The sequence below is a fragment of the Streptomyces puniciscabiei genome (genome assembly GCF_006715785.1).
GTDB classification, from domain to species: Bacteria; Actinomycetota; Actinomycetes; order Streptomycetales; family Streptomycetaceae; genus Streptomyces; species Streptomyces puniciscabiei.
This window is the reverse complement of the sequence record NZ_VFNX01000001.1, coordinates 1,081,502-1,106,265: the sequence shown is the minus strand read 5'-3', so window position 1 is coordinate 1,106,265 and position 24,764 is coordinate 1,081,502. Positions and strand designations below refer to the sequence as shown.

The 24,764-nt window shown below is 71.4% G+C and carries 17 protein-coding genes; 13 read left to right on the top strand and 4 right to left on the bottom strand.

Going from position 1 to position 24,764, the window contains the following annotated elements:
* Positions 1-151: 151 nt before the first annotated feature.
* Both FB563_RS04930 and FB563_RS04925 read left to right on the top strand, forming a co-directional pair.
* Positions 152-811, top strand: coding sequence for a histidine phosphatase family protein (locus FB563_RS04930; protein WP_055710196.1), 660 nt, complete (start codon positions 152-154; stop codon positions 809-811).
* 12 nt (positions 812-823) lie between these two features.
* Complete coding sequence (locus FB563_RS04925) at positions 824-1,729, top strand: ADP-ribosylglycohydrolase family protein (protein ID WP_055710197.1); 906 nt, start codon at positions 824-826, stop codon at positions 1,727-1,729.
* Positions 1,730-2,093: 364 nt separating this feature from the next.
* Here FB563_RS04925 and FB563_RS04920 read toward each other — a convergent pair whose 3' ends face one another.
* Complete coding sequence (locus FB563_RS04920; protein ID WP_107100793.1) at positions 2,094-3,641, bottom strand: MFS transporter; 1,548 nt, start codon at positions 3,639-3,641, stop codon at positions 2,094-2,096.
* 185 nt (positions 3,642-3,826) lie between these two features.
* Here FB563_RS04920 and FB563_RS04910 point away from each other — a divergent pair, with 185 nt between their 5' ends.
* The 3 genes from FB563_RS04910 to FB563_RS04900 all read left to right on the top strand — a co-directional run bounded on the left by FB563_RS04910 (position 3,827) and on the right by FB563_RS04900 (position 5,934).
* On the top strand, positions 3,827-4,450 hold the full coding sequence (locus tag FB563_RS04910; protein ID WP_055710199.1) for a TetR/AcrR family transcriptional regulator: 624 nt from the start codon (positions 3,827-3,829) through the stop codon (positions 4,448-4,450).
* 81 nt (positions 4,451-4,531) lie between these two features.
* On the top strand, positions 4,532-5,233 hold the full coding sequence (locus FB563_RS04905) for a ribonuclease HII (RefSeq protein WP_055710200.1): 702 nt from the start codon (positions 4,532-4,534) through the stop codon (positions 5,231-5,233).
* A 68-nt stretch (positions 5,234-5,301) separates the two neighbouring features.
* A complete protein-coding gene (locus FB563_RS04900) occupies positions 5,302-5,934 on the top strand; it encodes a hypothetical protein (protein ID WP_142218486.1) in 633 nt (210 codons plus the stop codon).
* A 549-nt stretch (positions 5,935-6,483) separates the two neighbouring features.
* Here FB563_RS04900 and FB563_RS04895 read toward each other — a convergent pair.
* Positions 6,484-7,104, bottom strand: coding sequence for a hypothetical protein (locus FB563_RS04895; RefSeq protein ID WP_055709758.1), 621 nt, complete (start codon positions 7,102-7,104; stop codon positions 6,484-6,486).
* 266 nt (positions 7,105-7,370) lie between these two features.
* Entirely contained in the window at positions 7,371-9,536 is a 2,166-nt protein-coding gene (locus FB563_RS04890) for a RecQ family ATP-dependent DNA helicase (RefSeq protein WP_055709757.1), read from the bottom strand.
* A 144-nt stretch (positions 9,537-9,680) separates the two neighbouring features.
* On the opposite strand from FB563_RS04890, the gene FB563_RS04885 reads away from it, so the two are divergent.
* The 7 genes from FB563_RS04885 to FB563_RS04855 all read left to right on the top strand — a co-directional run bounded on the left by FB563_RS04885 (position 9,681) and on the right by FB563_RS04855 (position 21,654).
* Positions 9,681-11,249 carry a DUF4192 domain-containing protein gene (locus tag FB563_RS04885; protein WP_055709756.1) on the top strand — a complete coding sequence of 523 codons (1,569 nt, stop codon included), beginning with the start codon at positions 9,681-9,683 and terminating at the stop codon, positions 11,247-11,249.
* An 833-nt stretch (positions 11,250-12,082) separates the two neighbouring features.
* Positions 12,083-14,026 (top strand): glycogen debranching N-terminal domain-containing protein, encoded by a 1,944-nt coding sequence (locus FB563_RS04880; RefSeq protein ID WP_055709755.1) that lies wholly within the window; start codon positions 12,083-12,085, stop codon positions 14,024-14,026.
* 129 nt (positions 14,027-14,155) lie between these two features.
* Positions 14,156-14,914: an NUDIX hydrolase gene (locus FB563_RS04875; protein ID WP_055709754.1), complete on the top strand. Its 759-nt coding sequence runs from the start codon at positions 14,156-14,158 to the stop codon at positions 14,912-14,914.
* Between the two features lie 164 nt (positions 14,915-15,078).
* Entirely contained in the window at positions 15,079-17,643 is a 2,565-nt protein-coding gene (locus FB563_RS04870) for an ATP-binding cassette domain-containing protein (protein WP_142218485.1), read from the top strand.
* 162 nt (positions 17,644-17,805) lie between these two features.
* Entirely contained in the window at positions 17,806-18,693 is an 888-nt protein-coding gene (locus tag FB563_RS04865) for a FadR/GntR family transcriptional regulator (RefSeq protein ID WP_055706109.1), read from the top strand.
* Between the two features lie 436 nt (positions 18,694-19,129).
* Positions 19,130-20,674, top strand: a complete 1,545-nt coding sequence (locus FB563_RS04860) for an RNA polymerase sigma factor (protein ID WP_055706130.1) — start codon at positions 19,130-19,132, stop codon at positions 20,672-20,674.
* Between the two features lie 122 nt (positions 20,675-20,796).
* Positions 20,797-21,654 (top strand): serine protease, encoded by an 858-nt coding sequence (locus FB563_RS04855; RefSeq protein ID WP_055706110.1) that lies wholly within the window; start codon positions 20,797-20,799, stop codon positions 21,652-21,654.
* Positions 21,655-21,752: 98 nt separating this feature from the next.
* On the opposite strand, the gene FB563_RS04850 is transcribed toward FB563_RS04855, so the two are convergent.
* Complete coding sequence (locus tag FB563_RS04850) at positions 21,753-21,983, bottom strand: DUF7455 domain-containing protein (protein WP_030735014.1); 231 nt, start codon at positions 21,981-21,983, stop codon at positions 21,753-21,755.
* Between the two features lie 440 nt (positions 21,984-22,423).
* Here FB563_RS04850 and FB563_RS04845 point away from each other — a divergent pair, with 440 nt between their 5' ends.
* The gene (locus FB563_RS04845; protein WP_055706111.1) at positions 22,424-24,547 is read left to right on the top strand and encodes a DNA gyrase/topoisomerase IV subunit B; all 2,124 of its coding nucleotides are present in this window, start codon (positions 22,424-22,426) and stop codon (positions 24,545-24,547) included.
* The last annotated feature ends 217 nt before the right edge of the window (positions 24,548-24,764 follow it).

The window sequence follows — 24,764 nt, the reverse complement described above, 5'->3', positions numbered from 1 at the left end:
CACCGTCGTACGTTTGAATAACAAACTCACCGGCCCGAAGGTGCGGCTCAGTGCGTCCACGAACGCCCGCCGAGGCGGGATTCATGTGACCTACGCCGTATGGAGCCCGTCCGGGTGCTCGACTCTCTCCCGCTCGATCTAGGGTTCTGGCATGGCACGACCACGGCGCATCGTCCTTGTCCGGCACGGCGAGTCCACGGGCAACGTCGACGACTCCGTGTACGAGCGCGAGCCCGACCACGCTCTCGCGCTGACCGAGCGTGGCTGGCGGCAGGCGGAGGAGACCGGCAAGACGCTCCGGGAGCTCTTCGGCCGGGAACGCGTGAGCGTCTACGTCTCCCCGTACCGCCGGACGCACGAGACACTGCGCGCCTTCCACCTCGACCCCGACCTCATACGGGTCCGGGAGGAGCCGAGGCTGCGTGAACAGGACTGGGGCAACTGGCAGGACCGCGACGACGTGCGTCTGCAGAAGGCCTACCGCGACGCGTACGGCCACTTCTTCTTCCGGTTCCCGCAGGGCGAGTCCGGCGCCGACGTGTACGACCGGGTCGGTGGCTTCCTGGAGAGCCTGTTCCGCAGCTTCGAGGCGCCGGACCACCCGCCCAATGTCCTCCTGGTGACGCACGGACTGGCGATGCGACTGTTCTGCATGCGCTGGTTCCACTGGACGGTCGCCGAATTCGAGTCACTGTCGAACCCCGGGAACGCCGAGATGCGGATGCTCGTTCTCGGAGAGGACGGCAAGTACACGCTCGACCGGCCTTTCGAGCGCTGGCGGGATCCGCTGCCGTACTGGGTGAACGGATAGAGTGGCAGAGCGATGACCGCTGACTCCTCTTCCTCCGGGCGCCTGGAGCGCGCGCTGGCGAGCCTGCGCGGATTGGCCGTGGGGGACGCCCTGGGCTCCCAGTTCTTCGTCCCGGCGAACTACCCCCTGCTCAAGCGACACGAGCTGCCCGCCGGGCCGTGGCAGTGGACGGACGACACCGAGATGGCCTGCTCCGTGGTCGCCGTCCTGGCCGCCCACGGACGTATCGACCAGGACGCGCTGGCCCGCTCCTTCGCCGAGCACCACGACTTCGACCGGGGCTACGGCCCCGCGGTCAACCGGCTGCTGAGACTCGTCCGGGAGGGCGAGGACTGGCGTGAACTGGCCGCCGCACTGTTCAACGGTCAGGGGTCCTGGGGCAACGGAGCGGCGATGCGTATCGCGCCCCTGGGTGCCTGGTATGCGGACGATCCGGAGCAGGCCACCCATCAGGCGGAGATCTCGGCCTACCCCACCCACCAGCACCGTGAGGCCGTCGTCGGCGCCATGGCCGTGGCCGCCGCGGCGGCGCTGGCCGGCTCGCCGGACGGCCCGCCCAGTCCCGAGGCGCTCCTCGACGGCGTCATCGCCCTGGTGCCGAAGAGCGCCGTCGGCCAGGGACTCCGGCGCGCCCGGGACATGCTCGACTACGGCGACGCGGGCACCGTCGCGGCGGTGCTCGGCTGCGGACGTCGTACGACCGCCCATGACACCGTTCCCTTCGCCCTCTGGTCGGCCGCGCGGAGCCTGGGGGACTTCGAGGGGGCCTTCTGGGCGACGGCCGGGGTCGGCGGTGACGTGGACACCACCTGCGCGATCGTGGGCGGTGTGCTCGCATCGGGCAAGGCGGGGACACCGCCCGCCGAGTGGGTGGAACGCTCCGAGGCGCTGCCGGACTGGGTGCCGACCGGGCTCTGACCGGTCCGGCGGACGTGGCCGCCCGGGCATCCGGCCGTGTTCTCACGGTCCGCGCCCGTGCGCTTCGCTCCGCGTGCGCGGTCTCAGGACTCTCCGTGGCCGCCGGGAACTCTCCGTGACCGTCGCCCGTTCCCTCCATGTCCGTCGTCCCGTCGCGGCTTGCGGCGGCAGGTCGACGGACAGGCGCAGTGCGACGGTCGGAGGGGGAGTGGATATGGCCTGCATGGTGCTGGTGGTGATGGTGGTTCCCGTCCTGCTTCTCACGCGGCCGCGGACGGTGTCGGCGCGGTCGGCCGGACCGTCGTGCGCGCCGTCCGTCCCCGGGCGGTCCGGCCGACCGCGGCTCCGCGTGGCTCGGGCCGGATCAGCCGATGCCCGGGCCTGCCACGCCGGCGAGGGAATCGAGATCGCTCTTGCGGACCCTGATCACCAGCCAGGAGGTGAGGAACGCGACTCCGGCCATCGCGGCAGCCGGTACGAAGGCGGTGGAGATGCCGTGGGCGAGGACCTCGTGTCCCCACGGCGCGGGCAACTGGTGCGTCTTGGCGAAGTGGGCCTGCTGCTCCGGCGAGCCATGGGCGAGGAACCTCGGCACCTGCTTCTTCGTCTCGTCCTTGGCGGCCGAGCCGAACACGGTCGTCAGGATGGACAGGCCGAGCGAACCTCCCACCTGCTGCATGGCGTTGAGGAGTCCGGAGGCGGCACCCGCCTCGTGCTGGGCGACGCCGGACACGGCCGTGACCGTGGCCGTCACGAAGTTCAGGCCCATGCCGAAACCGAATACCAGCATCGGCCCCAGCACGCCGCCGAGGTAGGAGCTGTCCGGCCGGATGAAGGTCTGCCAGACCAGCCCGATCACCACAAGGCCCGTGCCGGCCATCATGAACGGCCTCGGGCCGAGCGCCGGAAGGAAGCGCTGGGACAGGCCGGCACCGACCGCGATCGCGACCGTCACGGGGAGGAAGGCCAGACCGGCCTTGATCGCGCTGTAGCCGAGTACGTCCTGGACGAACAGCACGATGTAGAAGAACATGCCGAACATCGCAGCGGCGAGGCTCAACATGATCACGTACGTGCCCCAGCGGTTGCGGTCCGCGAACATCCTGAGCGGCGTGATCGGCTCCTTCGCCCGCACCTCGGTGAGGACGAAGGCGAGCAGCAGCACGAGGGCCGCACCGAACGAGCCGAGGGTGAGGCCGTCCCGCCAGCCGTTCTCCGAGGCGCGGATGAACCCGTAGACGAGCGAGGCCATGCCCGCCGTCGAGGTCAGGGCACCCGTGATGTCGAAGCGCCCGGGATGCCGCTGGGATTCGTTGATGTACAGCGGTGCGAGCGAGGCGATCAGTACGCCTATCGGCACGTTGACGAACAGCACCCACCGCCAGTCGAGCCAGTCCGTGAGCATGCCGCCCGCCAGCAGGCCGATGGCGCCGCCGCCCGCGGACACGGCGGCGAACACACCGAAGGCCCGGTTGCGCTCGGGCCCTTCGGGGAAGGTCGTGGTGATCAGCGCCAGCGACGTGGGCGAGGCGATGGCGCCGCCGACGCCCTGCAGGGCCCGGGCGGCCAGCAACTGCCAGGGCTCCTGGGCGAGACCGCCCAGCAGGGAGGCGAACGTGAACAGCAGGATGCCGGTCATGAACACCCGGCGACGGCCGAGGATGTCACCGGCCCGCGCACCGAGCAGCAGCAGGCCACCGAAGGTGAGCGTGTAAGCGCTGACCACCCAAGTCAGGTCCGTGGTGCTGAACTTGAGTGCGTCTTGAATGTGCGGGAGCGCGATGTTCACAATCGTCGCGTCGAGTACCACCATGAGTTGGCAGGCCGCGATGACGGTGAGTGCGATGCCGGGATGCCCCTCCCGGCGGGCCACGCCCGGCTTTGGTTCCTGAAGCAGCTGAGAGGTCGTCACTATGGGTCCCCCCTGAAGGCGTTAGTGAACGCTCGCGTCCACTGTCGCGTCCACGGTAGTGAGTCTCCGACAGTGAACGCAAGCGTTCACTTAAGCTTGCGCGCCGCCTCGCGTCCCCCCGTTGCTGCAGCGCGGCGCACCGTTCCCCGGAATCCTCGCTTCCCCTGCATGTTGGAGAGACAGAGATGGTTACCTCGCGCTGGACGGCCGCTCCCGCTCGGGCGGCTTCCCCTCGTCGGCGCGGCGTGGTGCTGGAGCGCGCGATCCTCGAAGCCGCGCTGGAGCAGCTCGGCGAGGTCGGCTGGAAAGGGCTGACCATGGAGGGAGTCGCCGCCGGCGCCCAGACCGGCAAGGCCGCGGTGTACCGCCGCTGGTCATCCAAGGAGGACCTTGTCGCGGACGCCCTGGTGGCCGGACTGCCCAAAGTGGAGACGGCCCCGGATCTCGGTGGCGTGCGCGAGGACCTCATCGCCCTGTGCCGGCAAGTGCGGCAGATCATGTTCTCGCCCCCCGGTGTTGCGCTGCGGTCGGTGATTCACGAGTGCGACCAGATCCAGGTGGAGCGCTTCCAGGAGGTGATCGTCGGAGGGGTGGTGGAGCCGACCCTCAAGCTCCTGCGCGAGGTCGTTTCTCGCGGAATTGAGCGGGGGGAGGTGCGTCCGGACGCGGCCAACGGCTATGTCTTCGATGCCATCCCGGCGATGATGATGTATCGCTCAAAAATGTGCGCCAGCGAATGGAGCGATCGAGACCTCGAAGAGATGATCGACCAGTTGATGCTCCCGCTGCTCCGGCCCCACAGAAGGTGATCCCGCACGCCGGCGATCCGCCGGGCGCGGGGGCGACCGGGGTGTCGGCCGGCGATCCCGGCGGCGTACGCTAAGGGCGCCATGCCGTACGTACCGCCTACTCACACCGTCGAGCGCTCCCTGCGCGCCACGACCGGAGCGAAGATCATTGCCGGTGTCGACGAGGTGGGGCGCGGCGCCTGGGCCGGACCTGTCACCGTCTGCGCCGCGATCACCGGACTCCGCCGCCCACCCGAGGGGCTGACCGACTCCAAGCTGCTGACGATCAAGCGGCGCACGGAACTGGCGGAGGTCCTGCAGGCGTGGGTGACGGCCTACGCGCTGGGGCATGCCTCCCCCGAGGAGATCGACGACCTGGGAATGACGGCCGCGCTGCGGCTCGCCGCGGTCCGCGCCCTGGACGCTCTGCCGGTCCGCCCCGACGCCGTGATCCTCGACGGGAAGCACGACTATCTCGGCGCGCCATGGAGGGTGCGCACGGTGATCAAGGGCGATCAGTCCTGTGTGGCCGTCGCGGCGGCGTCGGTGATCGCCAAGGTTCGGCGCGACAAAATGATGGCCGAACTGGGTGCCGACCATGCACACTTCGGATTTGCGGACAACGCCGGGTATCCGTCGCCCGTGCACAAGGCCGCACTGGAGGAGTGGGGGCCCACCCCGCTCCACCGCTTGTCGTGGGCGTATCTTGATGCGTTGCCTCAGTGGCGGCACCTCAAGAAGGTCCGCAGCTGGGTGGACGGAGGCGTTCCGGAAATCGAGGGTCAGCTCGGCTTTGATTTCTGACGGTTCCGCTCGCACTGATGTGCCACCCGGTCACCCACGCCGCACCAATGTTTGATAAATATCAGCTCATGCCTCTCATTCCCGAGGAGCCTCAGATTCACGAGAGTGCCCAGGGTCCGCGCGCCACTCCGGCCAGCGGCCGTACCGCGCCGACCCCCCGCCCCGTACCCGGCCCCCGCCCCGCGGCTCCGTCCCGCCCCGGTCGTCCCGGCCCCCCGCGGCCGGCGCCGCCGGTGCAGCGCACGCCGCGTGACGTGGCTCCGGCCAAGCCGGGCCAGTCCGGCCCGGCCGCTCCTGCCGCCGCGGCGGCCACCCCGCAGATCCAGCTGATCCCGGCCTCGGCCGAGGGTGCGCTCGACGCCGCCGACGAGGCGGTGGACCTGCTGCTGGACTCGGGCCACGCCCCCGGCGACGTGCTCGTGATCACCACCGGGTCCCAGCACCCGTGGGCGGAGCACGAGCTGTCCTTCGGTGAAGCTTCCTACTGGGCGCAGCACGACGCCGGTGACGACGTCTTCTATGCGGACGCCGCCGTCGCCTCACGCGCCGGGTCCCGGCCCGTGGTCGTCGTGGCCGTCAATGGAGGCCCCGCTTCCGCTGCTGCCTCGGCCCTTTCGCTGGCCCATACCCGGGCCGGTGCCCTGCTGATCGTCTGCGGCGACCCGCAGCAGATCAACTCGGTGCTGGGCGCAGGCGTCTGAGCCTCCTCCGGCACCTCGAGAACCGGGGTGGCGAAGGAACCGCTCCGGTGGAATCCGCACGGCGTGGCCTTTGGCATGCCCGCACGAATGGCGTGCCCGTACGATCGGCGGCCGACCCGCTCACACCGACGGCAGGTTCACTCGCGCACGGCGTCCCGGCGATGCACCCAGGCGCCGGGTGGCGAGCGGCGGTTGTGGGGCGGGGATCGCCCCCCGGCCCGGCTCACGCTGTTTGCCCTGCCGGGGCCGGACCATGACGCCGCCGCCCGCATGGGCATGGCTGCCGGCACCTGGGTGAGGCTCTCGGACGGCCCGTACCGCTGCCGGATGGGTTGGATGCCGGTCACTCGGCACGGCACACCCTGTCTCCCGACCCCGGCACGGTAGGGCCCTCACGTCGCTTTCGGTAGGGGCGGCCCCTGCGTTCCGCGGGCCACGGCACGGCTTCGTGTGGCGCCGCGGCGGTGGACGGTTGCCTCGCCGTGCCTGCGGGCAGGGCGGTGGCCGAAAGAGGTCAGGGCCGGCCCGACCGACCTCCCGCAGAGCCTTTCAGCGGGCCGCCGCGCGGCGCAGGACCTCGGAGACCGGGCCGCCGGTGCGCGGCGGGAGCGGCGGCGTGTCGGACGTGGCGAAGGACATGGGCGCGGAATCGGCGTTGGGGCGGCGGCCGCTGCGTCCCTCGCCGAGCACGTGCCAGCCGTCCTGGGTCAGCGTGATGTACGCCCCGCAGCGCAGCCCGTGCAACGTACAGGCGTCACGCAGACCCCACATCCACGCGCCGTCCTCCTCCGTCCAACGCGCGTCTCCCTCACGGCAGTAGACGAGGATGGCCGTGCGCACCGGGGTCCGGCGTCTCAGGTCGTGCGGAATCACCCGGCGCAGCTGCGCGAGCAGCGCGTTGCGGAACATCCAGCCGTCGGCCGGCGCAGGACGACGTGTGAACGACGCACTGGCGCACAGCCGCTCGTCCGGATCGAGCACTGCCACGATCGCCGTGGAGAGCCTCGGCCGATGGCGGGCGTGCAGCCCGCTGACGACCTCACGGGGGTTGCGCAGCAGAGGGATTCCGGCGGCGGCCCATTCGGCCGGCTCGAGCAGACGGCTGGCGGAAGCGGCGGACGCGGAGGTCGACAACGAGGCCGCCGAGGACGAGGCGAATCCGAAGGTCACGTTCCTCCCTTCGGCTACGCGCCCACACTACGGGCGAGGTCGGATTAGAGGGACCGCGCACCGCAGCAGAGCCCAACCGATCACGGGACGAGCCGCGCGGGGAGCGGACCTCAATTCTTCCTGCCGAACTTGGATGCGGCAACGAGCAATTGGGGCCACCGACGGTTATCTGGTGGTGCGTGGCTTATATCCCTACCCAAAGGTTCGACCGATGACGCCTGCGGGTGCCGGGCCGTGTCCGCGCGGCCGCCGCGGCGGGTGCGCGGTCAACCCTGGACGGCCAGGACCAGCGGCAACACCGCCCGCGCGCCGGACCTTCTGAGGAGGCGCGCCGCGACAGCGAGAGTCCAGCCCGTCTCCGTGAAGTCGTCGACCAGCAGCACCGGTCCGTCGGCCGCCGTGAGTGCCGAGACGAGGGCGGGCGGTACCGTCAGCGCACCGTCGAGGGCCTTGAGCCGTTGCGCGCTGTTGCTGCGCGACACCCGAGGCACGTCCTCGGCGTACTCCACGGAGCCGAGCAAGGGCAGCCGGCCGACCTCGGCGATCCGCGCGCCCAGGGAGCGGATCAGCGAGGGGCGGGTTCGCGAGGCGAGGGTGACGACGCCCACCGGCCGGGCCTGGGCGTCGGCCACACCGGGGGCCCAGCCGCAGGGGCCCTTCGCCCAGTCGGCCAGGACACCGACCACGGCCCGCGCCACATCGTCCGGTACGGCGGTGTCCGGCGCCTGAGGCGCGAGGAGCGGACGCAGCCGGTTGCCCCAGCCGATGTCCGACAACCGCCCCAGGGCCCGTCCCGGGGCGGCCTGTTCACCGGCTGGAATGCGTCCCTTGAGGTCGATCCCGATGGCCGGCAGGCCCGTCGGCCACATACGGCGGGGCTCCACCTCGACACCGGCCCTGTCCAGGTCGCTGCGCGCGGCGTCCACCGCCGCCGTGGACATGTCGGCGGTGAAACGAGGGCCGGCACAGTTGTCGCAGCGTCCGCAGGGTTTGGCGCCCTCGTCGTCCAGCTGCCGCTGCAGGAACTCCATCCGGCACTCGGTGGTGGACGCGTAGGCGCGCATCGCCTCCTGTTCGACCGCCCGCTGTCGGGCCACCCAGTCGTAGCGCTCGGTGTCGTACGACCAGGGCTGCCCGGTGGCGATCCAGCCGCCCTTGACGCGTCGGACCGCTCCGTCCACGTCGAGGACCTTCAGCATGGTCTCCAGCCGCGAGCGGCGCAGCTCGACGAGAGGCTCCAGCGCGGGCAGCGACAGGGGGCCGTCCGCCCGGGCGAGGACGTCCAGTGTGCGCCGGACCAGCTCCTCGGAGGGGAAGGCGAGCGACGCGAAGTACTGCCAGATCGCCTCGTCCTCCTTGCCCGGCAGCAGCAGCACTTCGGCGTGTTCGACGCCGCGGCCCGCCCGGCCGACCTGCTGGTAGTAGGCGATGGGGGAGGAGGGGGAGCCCAGGTGGACCACGAAACCGAGATCCGGCTTGTCGAAACCCATACCGAGCGCGGAGGTGGCGACCAGCGCCTTGACCCGGTTGGCGAGCAGATCGTCCTCGGCCTGCTGCCGTTCGGCGTTCTCCGTCTTGCCCGTGTACGAGGCGACGGTGTGCCCCCGATGCCGCAGGAACGCGGTGACCTCCTCGGCGGCGGCGACGGTGAGCGTGTAGACGATGCCGGAGCCCGGCAGGTCGTCGAGGTGGTCGGCGAGCCAGGCCATCCGGTGCGCGGCGTCAGGCAGCCGCAGCACGCCGAGGCTCAGGCTCTCCCGGTCCAGCGGCCCGCGCAGCACCAGGGCGTCCGAGGTGCCGCCGGTGCCCAGCTGCTCGGCGACATCCGCGGTCACCCGGGCGTTGGCCGTCGCGGTGGTGGCCAGCACGGGGACACCGGGCGGGAGGTCGCCGAGCATGGTGCGCAGCCGACGGTAGTCGGGACGGAAGTCGTGACCCCAGTCGGAGATGCAGTGGGCCTCGTCCACGACCAGCAGGCCGGTCGCGGCGGAGAGCTTGGGCAGAACCTGGTCGCGGAAGTCCGGGTTGTTCAGCCGCTCGGGGCTGACGAGCAGGACATCTACCTGGCCGGCCGCGATCTCGGCCTGGACGGCGTCCCACTCCTCGGTGTTGGAGGAGTTGATGGTGCGGGCGTGGATGCCGGCCCGGGCCGCGGCCTCCACCTGATTGCGCATGAGCGCGAGCAGGGGCGAGACGATCACCGTCGGTCCGCTGCCTCTGGCACGCAGCAGCGAGGTCGCCACGAAGTACACCGCGGACTTGCCCCACCCCGTGCGCTGCACGACCAGGGCCCTGCGCCGCTCGGCGACCAGCGCCTCGATCGCCCGCCACTGGTCCTCGCGCAGGCGGGCCGCGCCCGTGGCATCCCCGACGAGCCGGGCGAGGACGGCATCCGCCTCTGCCCGGAGATCCGCGTTGCTCGTGTGCTCCATGCGTCCCATACAACAGGACGGGACCGACGAACGGGCGAGCCGCTGAGCCGGGCTGTGGACAATCGGCCGCGGTCTTGTCGTGCCCATGATCCGACTTGTCCACAGGCTCAACCGGAATCGAAGGATCCGCGAGATCGTCTGCGCATGACGAATCACAGCGAAACCACCGGACCGTTCGAAAACGGCGGCATCTCAGGACAGGAGCCGTACACCGGCCCGTCCGCGCACGACACGCAGGTCACACTGCGCACCCCGGCCGAGCTGGCCGACGCCCTGCCCTACCTCCTCGGCTACCGGCCGGAGGACAGCATGGTGCTGGTGGCGCTGCACGACCGCGAAGGCAAGGGCAGGTTCGGCGGCCGGGCCCGGCTCGGCATTCCGGCCGGCGAGGAGGACTGGGAGGCGGCCGCACGCCAGCTGGCCCACGGACTGGTGACCGGCAGCGAACGGCGGGGCGCCCGGCCCGAACAGATGGTGGCCTACGTCTGCCAGGAACCGGCCCCGGGGGAGTCCGGCCGCGATGTCAAACGACGGCTCGAGCGGCTGGCCCATCTGCTGCGCACCCAGTGCGGCGAGCTCGACGTGCCGGTCATCGAGGCGCTGTGCATCTCGGACGGCCGTTTCTGGTCGTACTGCTGCCCGATCGAGAGCTGCTGCCCCGAGGACGGCTCGCCGATGGGCCTCCCCGGCACCTCCGTCCTGGCCGCCGCGGCCACCTACGCCGGTATCCAAGTGCGCGGTACCCTCAGGGAGTTGCGCGCCAGGCTGCAGCCCTGGGAGACGACCGCGGCCCTGGAGCAGGAGCTCGCCCTGGACGCGGCCGGTATGACCCTGGTGCCCCGCATCCTCGACGAAGCATCCCGTGCGGAAGTGGCGCAGGAGACCCTGGATCTCGCCGAGCGGATCATCCACCGCTTCGCCGCCGCAGCACCGGTGTCCGGCACGCATCCGGCGGACCTGCGCGACGACCGTCTGCTCGCGCACGACGAGGCGGCGACTTTGATCCTCGGGCTCCAGGACCGCACGACCCGCGACCGGGCGGCCGCGTGGATGGAGGGCGACGAGGCGGGCCCGGCTCTCCGACTCTGGCGCGCCCTGGGCCGCCGCTGCGTCGGACCCTACGGCGAGCACGCCGCGGCCCCGCTGACCCTGGCCGGCTGGGTCGCCTGGTCGACGGGCGACGAGCTGGAGGCCCGTGAGGCGCTGGCCATGGCGCTGGGCGCGGATCCCGACTATCTGTTCGCCCGGCTCCTGCACCAGGCCTGCAACGAAGGCCTCGACCCCGAAGCGATCCGCCGCTGCCTGCGGGCGGACCGTGCGGACCCCGCGAGGCATACGCCGGCGGAGACCGGCTCACAGCCGCACGCGGCGAAGAAACCGGCTCAGGCCGAGGTCCCGGAAACCGGGGACGCGACGCACGGAGCGAGCGCCGGAGCGGACGACCAGGTTGCCGAAGCGGGCCGAGGGACGGGCACGCGCCGACGGCGCCGTGTGCGGTCGGCCGACGGCGGCGATGCCTCTCACGTGGCCAGGCCCACGGGCGGACGGCGGAGGCCGGCTGGTTCCCGCCCCGGCCCGTCGGCGGCAGAACCCTCGCGCCCCGGCAGCCGGGGCCTCGGTAGTACGCGCACGCGTGCGGCGGAACCGGGCGGCACCACGACCGGCACAGCCCTGCCGAAGAACGACCACCGCAAGCCCGAAGGGGAGGGGTGACCGCTGTGCGGGGAAGTACGGGCGGGGACGGACACACGGTCGAGCAGGTCTGCCCAAGAGGGACGCCAGGCGTGTCAACGGAACCCGCCGGATGTGGCGCACGCCCCTGGAGGCCGCTCCGGAACCGATCTCGCGCGCGTCGGAGCGGCAGCCGTGGCGGTGGAGCACTCCTTGGCCGTGTGGCCGGCTGGGTCCATCGGTCATCCTCGACTGCTCGGTGCGCACACGACGGCCCGTCGCCCGCCCGCCGGCGGAAGCGGCTCGTGAGCGGCTTGAGCGGCTCGGATCCTGCGTTGCGCCGCCTTTCGGCCGGCTTCTGCAAGGCGAGCCGTGACCCGGACGGGTTCCCCTCCGTTCACCTGAGTGGCGGAACGCCCGGACGGGCCCGGCCGCCGTACGACCCTTGTCCGCCGGGGCGCCCCACGGATCGCCCAGCATGTCCGAGGCGCCGCGAGCGCAGAGGAAGCCACCCCATGCACCAGCAGCCGACTCCGCCCTCCGCCGCAGACCAGGCACGTCCGCTCTGGGACAGGGCCGAGTGGCCGATGCCGGACCGTGCCGAGGTCATCGCACGGCAGGCCGTCGGCGCCCCGCCGTCACACAAGGACCTCGGAGTGAACCTCTCGACAGGCCAGGGCACGCCATCGGCGTCAGGCGCGATCCCAGGCCGCGGCAGGTCCACAACGCTGGCCTCGGTCCCAGGCCACGGCCGGTCATCGGCATCGGCCTCGGTCCCAGGCCAGGGCAGGACACCGGCGTGGGCGCCGGTCCCCGCCCGCAGCCGCCGGCCCGCCTCGGCCTCACCGGTGCCCGCGTCGCACGGCAGTCGGCCGGTGCCCGAGTTGCCACCCACGCACACCGCCTTGATCTGTGTCGCCCTGCCCGGTCTCGCCATCTCCGGCGGCGGGCAGCTGTCCGGCCGGGGACTGGACGGGTACTACCGCGCCGGCAGGCGCCTGCTCTCGCGGTGCCAGGTGCGCGTGGCCGGACGCGAACCGCTGGCCGTGCTGGCCAGGATGACCGGCGCGGACAGCGCCCGCTTCGTGGGAACACTGCGCGCTTCCCCGGCCGCGGGTCCCGATCCGGATGTCGTGGTCGAGCGGAACCGACGTGCCGACGGAACCGAACGGATCACGCTCCGCAACGCCACCGTGCGACCGCTGAGGCTGCCCGTCGAGGTCGCGCTCGGCACGGACCTCGCCGACCTCGGTGCCATCGCCGCCGACAGGGCAGGCCCCGAACTCCCGGCCACTGTGCACGACTCGGGCCTGCGCTGGGCCACAGCCGGTGCCGCCGCCTCCGTGATCGCCGACCCGCCGCCCTCCGACGCCCTCGCGTCCGCCGGACTGCTGCGCTGGGACTTGGAACTCCCGCCGGGCGGTACGGCAACCGTGGAACTGAGGGTGCGGCTCGACGGCGCAGGCCCCCTGCGGGCGGCGGGACAGGCCACCAGCCCGTTCGCCCCTGCCCGGGCGCGCGGCGACGACCCCCGGGTGGCCCCGCTGCTGGACTCGGCGGTCGCCGATCTCCACGCGCTGCTCCTGCGGGATCCCGCCCATCCCTCCGACACCCATCTGGCTGCGGGCGCGCCCTGGCGCTGCGGATTGGCCCCTGCCGAGGCCCTCGCCGCGGCCCGCATGGCGCTGCCGCTCGGCACCCGGCTCGCCGCGGGCACCCTGCGTACTCTGGCCCGCACCCAGCTCCCGGACCGCGGCCCACAGGCCGGCTTGATTCCCGGGCCCCGACGCGACGCCGGCCCGCTCCTTCCGCCCGGCTGCACGGGTACGGAGGCCACACTCCTCTTCCCCGTCCTGCTCGCCGAGGCCCGCCGCTGGGGACTGCCCGAGCAGGAGACGAGGGACCTGCTGCCCGCGGCAGAGCGGTGCCTCACCTGGCTGCGTACGACCGCCGGTGACGGCCCCTACCTCCGAGACCCCCAGCCCGGGGGCCCGGCCCGCTGCGAGACACAGGCCCACGCGTATCGGGCGGCCCTGCTCGGTGCCGATCTCCTGGACGTCTACGACCGGCCCGGCACCACCGAGTTACGCCAGTGGGCCCAGGCCTTGCGGGCGGCGTTCCGGGCCGACTTCTGGGTGGAGGACCGCGGCGGCGGACGTCCGGTCGCGGCCCTGGCACCGGACGGGCGGCCCGTGCCACACATGAGCTCCGCCGTGGTCCACCTTCTCGACACCGGCCTGCTCGGTTCCGGCCGGATCGCCCCGGGGCTGCTCGATTCCGTACAGACCCAACACCTCGCCCGGCTGCTCGGCGCTCCGGCCATGGACGCGGGCTGGGGACTGCGAAGTCTTGGTGTGAGGGAGGCGGGACACAACCCGTTCGGCCACCGCACGGGAGCCGTCCGGGTCCATGACAGCGCACTCGCCGTAGCAGGGCTGGCCGCCGCCGGCTATGAGAAGGAAGCGGGCGGCCTGCTGAAAGGACTGCTGGAAGCGGCGGAACACTTCGGCCACCGGCTGCCGGAGATGTTCGCCGGTGAACAGCGCACCGCCGGGAGCGCTCCCCTCCCGCACCCCGCGGCCTGCCGGCCGGCGGCCACCGCGGCGGCGTCCGTGATCATGGTGCTCACCTCGCTCGCCGGTATCCGCCCCGACACCCCCGCCCGCACGGTCACCCTGCGGCCGGTGCGCAGTGCCCCGCTCGGCGAACTCGGCCTGACCGGGCTGCGGGTCGCCGGCGCCCCGTTCGCCGTGCGCATCAGCCGACTGGGCCTCGCCATGGTCGAGGAGGCGGCGGACGGCCTGCAACTGGGAGTGTGACCAGGCACGACGCACGGAGGCGAAGAACAGCAACCGCTCCTGCGTCCCATACCGCAACGAACCGGCACCGCGCTCGATGCGGCCGGGGAAGGGAGTGTTTATCGTCAGGCAGACGACTATGATCGCGGCATGCCCTACGACCCGTCAGCCTTTCCGCCCTTTGCCGTCACCGTGGACCTGGTCGTGCTGACCGTGCGCCGCCATGCCCTGTGTGCGCTGGCGGTCCGCAGGGGCGAGCCCCCGTTCCAAGGGCGCTGGGCGCTGCCCGGAGGTTTCGTACGGGCCGACGAGGACCTCTCCCAGGCGGCGGCGCGCGAGCTCGCCGAGGAGACCGGGCTGCGTGCACACGACCCCTCGGCCCCGGCCCAGGACAACGGGGCTCATCTCGAGCAGCTCGCCACCTACGGTGACCCCAAGCGGGATCCGCGCATGCGCGTGGTGAGCGTCGCGCACCTCGCGCTCGCGCCCGACCTGCCCGCTCCGCGTGCGGGAGGCGACGCCAGCAACGCGCGCTGGGCGCCGGTCGAGGAACTGCTCCAGCAGGGCGGTTACGGCCGCGACGGCGAGCCTGTGGCACCGCTGGCCTTCGATCACCACCAGATCCTCGCCGACGGGGTGGAACGAGCCCGGTCCAAGATCGAGTACTCGTCGCTGGCCACGGCGTTCTGCCCGAGCGAGTTCACCGTCGGCGAGTTGCGCCGGGTGTACGAGGCGGTGTGGGGAGTGGCCCTCGATCCGCGCAACTTCCACCGCAAGGTCACCGGAACCCCCGGCTTCCTCGTTCCCACCGGGGGAACGACCACGCGCCAGGGCGGTCGGCCGGCACAGCTCTTCCGGGCGGGCGGCGCCACCCTGCTGAACCCGCCGATGCTGCGCCCCGAGGTCTGAGGCGTACACACGCTCGGCCGTCCGGACGATCAGGTGGGCCGACCGCGCGGGCGGGGCGTCGGCTCCCCCGAACGGCGGACGTGAACCGGGTCGATCGGCAGCACGTGTGGTAGCAGATCGTGCGATACCCGAAAAAACGGACGTGGCGCGCTATCTTGCTGCAGGTGATCCAAGCCTTCGGACTGACCAGCATGCCCCGCAAGGCGCACCCGCCCGCCGTCGACGACGTCTCCTTCGAAGCGCGCGCGGGACATGTCACCGTGCTCCTCGGCGGCGCGGGCGCGGGCAAGACGACGGCGCTCAGACTCATGCTCGAGCTTCAGGAAGGGCGTGGCATCACCTACTTCAAAGGGCGGCCACTGCATCGGATCGCGCATCCCTCACGGGAGGTCGGCGTGCTCCTCGGCGATGTGCCGGGGCATCCGGCCCGCTCGGTCCGCGGGCACCTGCGTATGTTGTGCGCGGCCTCGGGGGTTCCGGCGCGACGGGCGGACGAGGTGCTCGAAGTGGTCGGCCTCGTCAGTTTCCGCGAGGAACGCCTCGGCACGCTCTCTCGCGGGTTGGACCGCAGACTCGGTCTGGCCTGCGCTCTGCTGGCCGATCCGCACACGCTCGTCCTGGACGAGCCCGCCGACGGTCTCTCCGCCAGTGAGGCGCAATGGCTGCACGGCATGCTGCGCGCCCATGCCGGCCAGGGTGGCACGGTTCTGTACACCACGGCCGACTCCAAGGAGGCCGCCCGCACGGCCGACCGCGTCGTGACCCTCGACGGCGGCAGACTCGTCGCCGACCAGGATGCCGGGGAGTTCGCCCGGACCCGGCTGCGGCCACGCGTGGCCGTCCGCAGCCCGCAGGCGGCACGCCTCGCGGCCCTGCTCACCAAGGAGGCCCGCACCGCCCGCCGGTCCGTCGAGGTCGTGCGGGAGGGAGGCAATCGCCTCTCGGTGTACGGCTCCACGACCGCCGATGTCGGCGAGACGGCATTTCGCCACGGAATCCTCGTGCACCAACTCGCGGACGAGATCGGCGACATGGGGCCGCTACCCGGTGCTGCGCCTGAAGCCTCGTTTGGGGAGGCGGGCGCGGTGGCGGCGAACGAGCCGCATGCGAAACTGGAACACGCCACGCCCGGTTCGTCGCCGATGGACCCCGAGCCGGCGGTGTGCGACCTGCCGACGGTGGAGCCGTGCCCCTTGGGGGTCGGACTGGCCGCATCCGCGTTCGGTGTCCCGGCGCCCGGTTCGTCGGCGGCCGAGTCCGGCGCGTCGGCGTTGGACGCGTCCGTGTCCGAGCAGGCCCCTGTGGCGTCCGTCCTTTCGTCGGGCGCACCGGGCGTCACGGCGTCGGGTTCCTCGGGGGGAGAACGGAGGGGCGTGCCGTTCGGCTTCTCGGTGGAGAAGCGGGAGAACGCCCCGGCGGACACGGCGCCGTACGAGGCTGTGTCCAGTGTCTTCACGGACGCGGAAGCGTCGGAGGCCGAGCGGGCAGAGGCGCTCGGCGGCGAGCAGTCGTCGCTCAGGGAGACGCCCGAGGCCCGGCCGGGGGTGGGGCACGCGGAGTCCACCCAGCACATGCCGGTCGGGGATGTGTCGCCGGACGACGCGGCCACGGGAACCGGCGCCACGGCGCTCCGCGATGTACGGCAGGCCGGAGAGGACTCGCTCGACGGGGGTGCCGAAGCGGCACCCGCCGAGACGCTCGCGGCAGCCGGCGGGGGACGGGCCTCCGACCCGGCGGCCACCACGGACACCCGACTCGATGCGGCCCCGGCCGCCGAGGAAGCGCGGACCGGCAGCACGAGCACCGCCGCAGCGGGCGTCTCGGCCCCGCGCAGCCGCCTCCCGGGCGCCAGGAATCCCGGCACCCCTCAGCCGCAGGCCAGTCGTGCGGTCGGCACAGAAGGTACACGTGCCCTGGATGCGTTCTCCCCCCTCCCGCCGCCCATCTCCGTCCGTCCCGCCCGCAGCCCCCTCCGCCCTCTTCGCTACGAGCTCCGGCGCGCCGCCGGCATCGGCGTCGGCTTCCTCACCTGCGGTGCCGTACTGGTGGTGTCCGCGCTCACCGCCGTACTGCTGGCCAGGATCGGGCACACCCCGCAGGCGCGGCTGTTCGCCGCGTGGCCGCGGGAGCTGCCGCTGCCGCCCGCGGCCCTCGCGGCGGGGCTGCTCGGCGCGCTGGCCTTCGGGGACGAGTTCCGCCACCCCGCCCTGGCGGCGGACCGCGGCACCGTGCCCCGCCGGCTGGGGCTGCTCACCGCGAAACTGCTCGTCTCCGGAGCCACCGCGGCCATGCTCGCGTTCCTCACCGTGGGCTGCGATGCCGAAGCGCTCTACATCGTCTACGGACGGGAGCTCACGCAAGTTCCCCAGGACTGGCTCTCGCTGAGCGCGAGTTGGTTCTGCCTGCTCGTCGGCTGCGCCTGGGCCGGTGTGCTGGCGGCCGGAGTGTTCCGGTCCACCACGGGAGGCATGGCCGCGGTGCTCGCCGTACCCGTTGTCGTCGTCCCCCTCGTGCACAAGGCGCTGGAGGGACCCGCCCTGCGCATGGACGCCGGATTCCCGGTGCGGATGCGAGAGGTCCTCCTGCTGCAGTGGCCCTTCGGCGGTGAGCGCTACCTGCTCGGGATCGTGCGGGTACTGGCCCAACCCGTGGGCAGCGCACTGGCGTTGTCGCTGTCGGCGTTGCTGTGCGCGTATCTGTTCACGACACTGCGGACCCGGTTCCGGTGAGGAGCGTGCGTCCACTTCCGATCCCGCAGTGTGCACAACTCCCCGGGGAAAGGCCATTTCTTTCCGATAAGGCGTCAATTGCGACGGGGTGAGCGATCACCCTTTCGTGTGCTTTTCACCAAAGACCTCAAGGGAGTTGGAGGCGGCGCCGACAAAGGATCCGTGAGTACCCTTGCGCACACCATGATGACCGCCGCCCGCTCCACCGACTCCGGTCTGGCCGGCCCGGGCGAACTCGACCGCTACCCCTACGCAGAGCCCCAGGTGGCCGATCGCGTCGGAGCACCCTCCTGGGAGGGCGCGGACCCGGACCTGGGCCGCGTCGGCCGGCGCGCCGCGGGCAGCCGCGGACGCGGCCTGCACGGCCAACTCGTACAGCAGCTGGGACAGATGATCGTCTCCGGAGACCTGGGCGCGGACCGTCCGCTCGTGCCCGAGGAGATCGGCCAGCGCTTCGAGGTCTCCCGCACCGTCGTCCGCGAGTCCCTCCGTGTCCTCGAGGCCAAGGGCCTGGTCAGCGCCCGCCCGAACGTCGGCACGCGCGTGCGTCCCGTCAGTGACTGGAACCTGCTCGATCCGGACATCATCGAGTGGCGGGCGTTCGGCCCCCAGCGCGACGACCAGCGCCGCGAGCTCAGCGAGCTGCGCTGGACGATCGAGCCGCTGGCCGCCCGCCTCGCCGCCGGCCACGGACGGGAGGACGTACAGCAGCGACTCTGTGACATGGTCGAGATCATGAGCCACGCCATGGCACAGGGCGACGCGCTGACGTACTCGCGCGCCGACAACGAGTTCCACGCGCTGCTCATCCAGATCGCCGGCAACCGCATGCTGGAGCACCTGTCCGGGATCGTCTCGGCGGCCCTGCAGGTCTCGGGCGGTCCGGTCACGGGTTGCGACCGGCCGAACGAGGCGTCGCTCGCGCAGCACGCCCGGATCGTCGACGCCCTCGGCACCGGCGACGGCGCGGCCGCCGAGACGGCCATGCGTCAACTGCTCACGGTCCACCCCGAGGTCGAGCGCGTGGTGCCCGCCCCGCGCGAGCACTGACCTCGCGCGGCCAGGACGGTGCGGTCGCCGTGTGCGGCGTCCTCGGGGTGCTCGTGGCGGCGCCGGGCTCGTTGCCGGCCGCCGCTGGACCCCGCCGGACCAGTGCGGTCCGGCGGGGTCCAGCGGCGGGACGGGCCACCGGGGGCATGGGCGCGACCGGTCAGGGCGACAATGGTGATCTCCTCTGCCCATGTCTGACCGCCTTTGACCGCTTACGGGGTGTGACTCGGGCCACGCAGATTGGGCGTAACGCTCGCGGAAACAGCGCGATGACCTAAGAGGTGACAGCCGCGGAGGGAATACGGACGCCATCACAGGCGCTGTGCATCTTCCCGGCCCCCGCCCGCGCCGTCGGCCCATCCCCAGGCCGGTGGTCGGCTCCTGTCCGCAGTGGACGGTGCCGGAAGCCGTTTTCCAACGTTCCGAGAGGTTGTTCGTGTCGGCCAGCACATCCCGTACGCTCCCGCCGGAGATCGCCGAGTCCGTCTCTGTCATGGCGCTCATTGAGCGGGGAAAGGCTGAGGGGCAGATCGCCGGCGACGATGTGCGTCGGGCCTTCGAAGCTGACCAGATTCCGGCCACTCAGTGGAAGAACGTACTGCGCAGCCTCAACCAGATTCTTGAGGAAGAGGGTGTGACGCTGATGGTCAGTGCCGCAGAGCCCAAGCGCACCCGCAAGAGCGTCGCAGCGAAGAGCCCGGCGAAGCGCACCGCCACCAAGACGGTCGCGGCGAAGACGGTGACCACGACGAGGAAGGCCACCGCCACCACGGCCGCCCCCGCGGCGCCGATCGCTCCGGCCGCAGCCGATTCCGCCGAGGAAGCCGAACCCAAGAAGGCCGCGGCCAAGAAGACGACGACCGCCAAGAAGGCGGCCGCCAAGAAGACCGTCGCGAAGAAGACGGCCGCCAAGAAGACCACGGCCAAGAAGGACGACGCCGAGCTTCTCGAGGACGAGGTTCTCGAGGACACCAAGGTCGCCGACGAGCCCGAAGGCGCCGAGAACGCGGGCTTCGTGCTCTCCGACGAGGACGAGGACGACGCGCCCGCGCAGCAGGTCGCCGCGGCCGGCGCCACCGCCGACCCGGTCAAGGACTACCTGAAGCAGATCGGCAAGGTCCCCCTGCTCAACGCCGAGCAGGAGGTCGAGCTGGCCAAGCGCATCGAGGCGGGTCTGTTCGCCGAGGACAAGCTGGCCAATGCCGACAAGCTGGCGCCGAAGCTCAAGCGCGAGCTGGAGATCATCGCCGAGGACGGCCGCCGCGCCAAGAACCACCTCCTGGAGGCCAACCTCCGTCTGGTGGTCTCCCTGGCCAAGCGCTACACCGGCCGCGGCATGCTCTTCCTGGACCTCATCCAGGAGGGCAACCTCGGTCTGATCCGCGCGGTCGAGAAGTTCGACTACACCAAGGGCTACAAGTTCTCCACGTACGCCACCTGGTGGATCCGTCAGGCCATCACCCGCGCCATGGCCGACCAGGCACGCACCATCCGCATCCCGGTGCACATGGTCGAGGTCATCAACAAGCTCGCGCGCGTGCAGCGCCAGATGCTCCAGGACCTGGGCCGCGAGCCCACCCCGGAGGAGCTGGCCAAGGAGCTCGACATGACCCCGGAGAAGGTCATCGAGGTCCAGAAGTACGGCCGCGAGCCCATCTCCCTGCACACCCCGCTGGGTGAGGACGGCGACAGCGAGTTCGGTGACCTCATCGAGGACTCCGAGGCCGTCGTCCCCGCCGACGCCGTCAGCTTCACGCTCCTGCAGGAACAGCTGCACTCGGTTCTGGACACCCTGTCCGAGCGCGAGGCCGGCGTCGTCTCCATGCGGTTCGGCCTCACCGACGGTCAGCCGAAGACTCTCGACGAGATCGGCAAGGTGTACGGCGTGACGCGTGAGCGCATCCGCCAGATCGAGTCCAAGACCATGTCGAAGCTGCGCCACCCGTCGCGTTCCCAGGTGCTGCGCGACTACCTCGACTAGGTCGCGGTCGTACGACGGCGAAGGCCCGGCTCCCCTCGTGAGGGCCGGGCCTTCGTGCTGCGCGCGACGGCCGAGTGGATCACTCTGGGTGTCCCGGCATCACCCGAGAGTGAGGAGTGTGCATGCGTCGTTCCTTTGCGCGGGCCCTGATCAGGCCGCTGGCCCTGGCCGCCGCCATCACCGCCATACCCCTGGTGGGCGCGGTTCCTGCGGCCGCCGGCAACGTGGTGGTCGGGGGCTTTCCGATCGATGTCTCGCAGGCCCCGTGGACGGTCGCCCTGTCCAGCCGTGACCGGTTCGGAGGTACGCGGGCGGGCCAGTTCTGCGGCGGAGTGGCGGTCGCGCCGACGGCGGTGCTCACCGCGGCCCACTGCCTGACCGAGGACGTCCTCGGGGCGCCTGCGAACCGCGTCCGCGACTTCCGCGTCATCGCGGGCCGCACCGATCTGCTCTCGGGCGAGGGCCAGGAGATCGGCGTACGCGACGCCCGGATCAATCCCGGGTACAACAGCGAGACCAACGCCGGCGACTTCGCCGTACTCACCCTCGCCAAGCCGCTGCCGCAGAGCGCGGTCGTCGCCATGGCGGGTGCGGGCGATCCGGCCTACACGCCCGGGACACAGGCCCTGGTCTCCGGATGGGGCGACACGACCGGCGGGGGCGCCTATGCGCACAGGCTGTACGGCGCACACCTGCGCGTGCTGCCCGACGACCTCTGCGCCCGCGCCTACTCGAGCGGTCGCGACGGCGCGTACGAGGCCGGCAGCATGCTGTGCGCCGGAGAGGCCGCGGGCGGCCCGGACGCCTGCCAGGGGGACAGCGGCGGCCCACTGGTGGCGGGAGGGCGGCTCATCGGGCTCGTGTCATGGGGGAGCGGCTGCGGCAGGGCGGGCAGTCCTGGCGTGTATACACGCGTCTCCGAGGTCGTACGGGCCCTGGGGGCCGCCACAGGCCAGGAGAAGCCCCACGGGCGCTCCTGAGGCGCGTGCGCGGGCATGAGCACGGGCGGCCGCTCCTGGAGGGAGCGGCCGCCCGTTCACCGGCCTGTGCCGGGGCTGGCTCGTCGTGTGTGCGAGATTCAGCGCTCTTCTTCGGAAGCGGTGTTCGGAACGGAGGTCAGCCGCTCCGTCTCGTCCTGTATCTCAGCGGCGATCTTCTTGAGTTCCGGCTCGAACTTGCGACCGTGGTGGGCGCAGAAGAGCAGCTCTCCGCCGCTGAGCAGGACGACGCGCAGGTATGCCTGGGCGCCGCAGCGGTCGCAGCGATCGGCGGCCGTCAACGGGCTCGCGGGGGTCAGAACAGTAGTCACGTCGCCTCTTCTCTAGCTCGACGAGCTGTCGTACCAGGGTCAACATCCAACCAGCCCGAAAACGTTCCCGCTCGTGGCTTTTCCTCGAAAAAATCTTCCGGGGCGGCTGTCTGCTGCCGGTTGGCGGCGAATGTGCCGTAGTGCGTCTCTTGTGGTGCTTACGGTTTCGCGCAGTGTTGTGTCTCGGTCCTCCAGGCCGGGTTGCCTGTTGTTCATGAGGACGTGCCCGGAGCCTAAATGGTTCATGCCTCCAAGGGAACGTGATATGTACTTCACTCCATCGAGGGATCGAACGTGTATGCGAGCCTGGACTAGTCTGAGTTCCCGACGAGGGTGGCGTTACACCGGCTCTACCAGGCCTCGGTACCCTCTGTGCGGCGACCGAAGCCGTCCCCTTACCCAGTAGGGGGCCAACTGAAATTCAGCGAGGAGCGAACCGCGTGACCGCCGATACGTCCGTGCCGTCCACAGCGCTGCTGGCAGGAGCAGACCGGGACGGTTCCAACTACACCGCGCGGCACCTGCTCGTCCTCGAGGGCCTCGAGGCCGTGCGCAAGCGCCCGGGCATGTACATCGGCTCGACCGACAGCCGCGGTCTGATGCACTGCCTGTGGGAGATCATCGACAACTCCGTGGACGAGGCCCTCGCGGGCGTGTGCGACCGCATCGAGGTGATCCTGCACGACGACGGCTCAGTGGAGGTGCGCGACAACGGCCGCGGCATCCCCGTGGACGTCGAGCCCAGGACCGGCCTGTCCGGCGTCGAGGTCGTCATGACCAAGCTGCACGCCGGCGGCAAGTTCGGCGGCGGCTCGTACGCCGCCTCGGGTGGTCTGCACGGCGTCGGTGCGTCCGTGGTCAACGCCCTCTCCGCCCGGCTCGACGTCGAGGTGGACCGCGGCGGCCACACGCACGCCATCAGCTTCCGGCGCGGCGTGCCCGGTGCCTTCGCGGGCGAGGGCGCCGACGCCAAGTTCGAGGCGAAGAGCGGCCTGCGCAAGACCAAGAAGATCCCCAGGACCCGCACCGGCACGCGCGTGCGGTACTGGGCCGACCGCCAGATCTTCCTCAAGGACGCCAAGCTCTCCCTGGACAACCTGCACCAGCGCGCTCGGCAGACCGCCTTCCTCGTGCCGGGCCTGACGATCGTCGTCCGCGACGAGTTCGGCCTGGGTGAGGGCGGCAGCAAGGGCGAGGAGTCCTTCCGCTTCGACGGCGGCATCAGCGAGTTCTGCGAGTACCTGGCGGGCGACAAGCCGGTCTGCGACGTCCTCCGCTTCTCGGGCAAGGGCACCTTCAAGGAGACGGTCCCCGTCCTCGACGAGCACGGCCAGATGACCCCCACCGAGGTCACCCGTGAACTGGGCGTGGACGTCGCGATGCGCTGGGGCACCGGGTACGACACCACCATCCGGTCCTTCGTCAACATCATCGCCACCCCCAAGGGCGGCACCCACGTCTCCGGCTTCGAACAGTCCCTGACGGGCGTGTTCAACGACGTGCTGCGGGCCAAGAAGCTGCTGCGGGTGGCCGAGGACAACATCGTCAAGGACGACGCCCTCGAGGGCCTCACCGCCGTCGTGACCGTCCGCCTGGCCGAGCCGCAGTTCGAGGGCCAGACCAAGGAGGTCCTGGGCACCTCGGCGGCCCGCCGCATCGTGAACAACGTGGTCACCAAGGAGCTGAAGGCGTTCCTGACCAGCACGAAGCGGGACGCCGCCGCACAGGCCCGGGTCGTCATGGAGAAGGTGGTGGCCGCCGCCCGTACGCGCGTCGCGGCCCGCCAGCACAAGGACGCCCAGCGCCGGAAGACCGCCCTGGAGTCCTCGTCCCTGCCGGCGAAGCTCGCCGACTGCCGCAGCGACGACGTCGACCGCAGCGAACTGTTCATCGTCGAGGGCGACTCCGCGCTCGGTACGGCCAAGCTGGCGCGGAACTCCGAGTTCCAGGCTCTGCTGCCGATCCGGGGCAAGATCCTCAACGTGCAGCGGTCGTCCGTGACCGACATGCTGAAGAACGCCGAGTGTGGCGCGATCATCCAGGTCATAGGAGCGGGCTCGGGCCGCACCTTCGACATCGACCAGGCCCGCTACGGCAAGATCATCATGATGACCGACGCCGACGTGGACGGCTCCCACATCCGCTGCCTGCTGCTCACGCTGTTCCAGCGCTACATGCGGCCGATGGTCGAGGCCGGCCGGGTCTTCGCCGCGGTGCCGCCGCTGCACCGCATCGAGATCGTCCAGCCGAAGAAGGGCCAGGACAAGTACGTCTACACGTACTCCGACCGCGAGCTGCGGGACAAGCTCATGGAGTTCCAGAGCAAGGGCATCCGGTACAAGGACTCCATCCAGCGCTACAAGGGTCTGGGCGAGATGGACGCCGACCAGCTGGCCGAAACCACGATGGATCCCCGTCACCGCACCCTGCGGCGGATCAACCTCTCCGACCTGGAGGCCGCCGAACAGGTCTTCGACCTGCTGATGGGCAACGACGTGGCGCCGCGCAAGGAGTTCATCTCCAGCTCGGCGGCGACGCTGGACCGGTCGCGCATCGACGCGTAGCCGCTGCGCCGGACCTCGGCCGACAGCGCTTGCCCGAGGAAGGCGGAGCCGGTCGGCCGAGGTGTCCGAGGACGGCTGACTTCGGCGGCGGGGGCGGGCGACGGGATGGGCGGCCGACGGAGCGGGCGGTGGTCTGCATCCGGGGCCCGGTTCCTTTGCGCCTGCCAGGTGATCCTCTTCGGCGGGCCGGGTGGTCCTCCTGCCGCTGCCAGGCGGT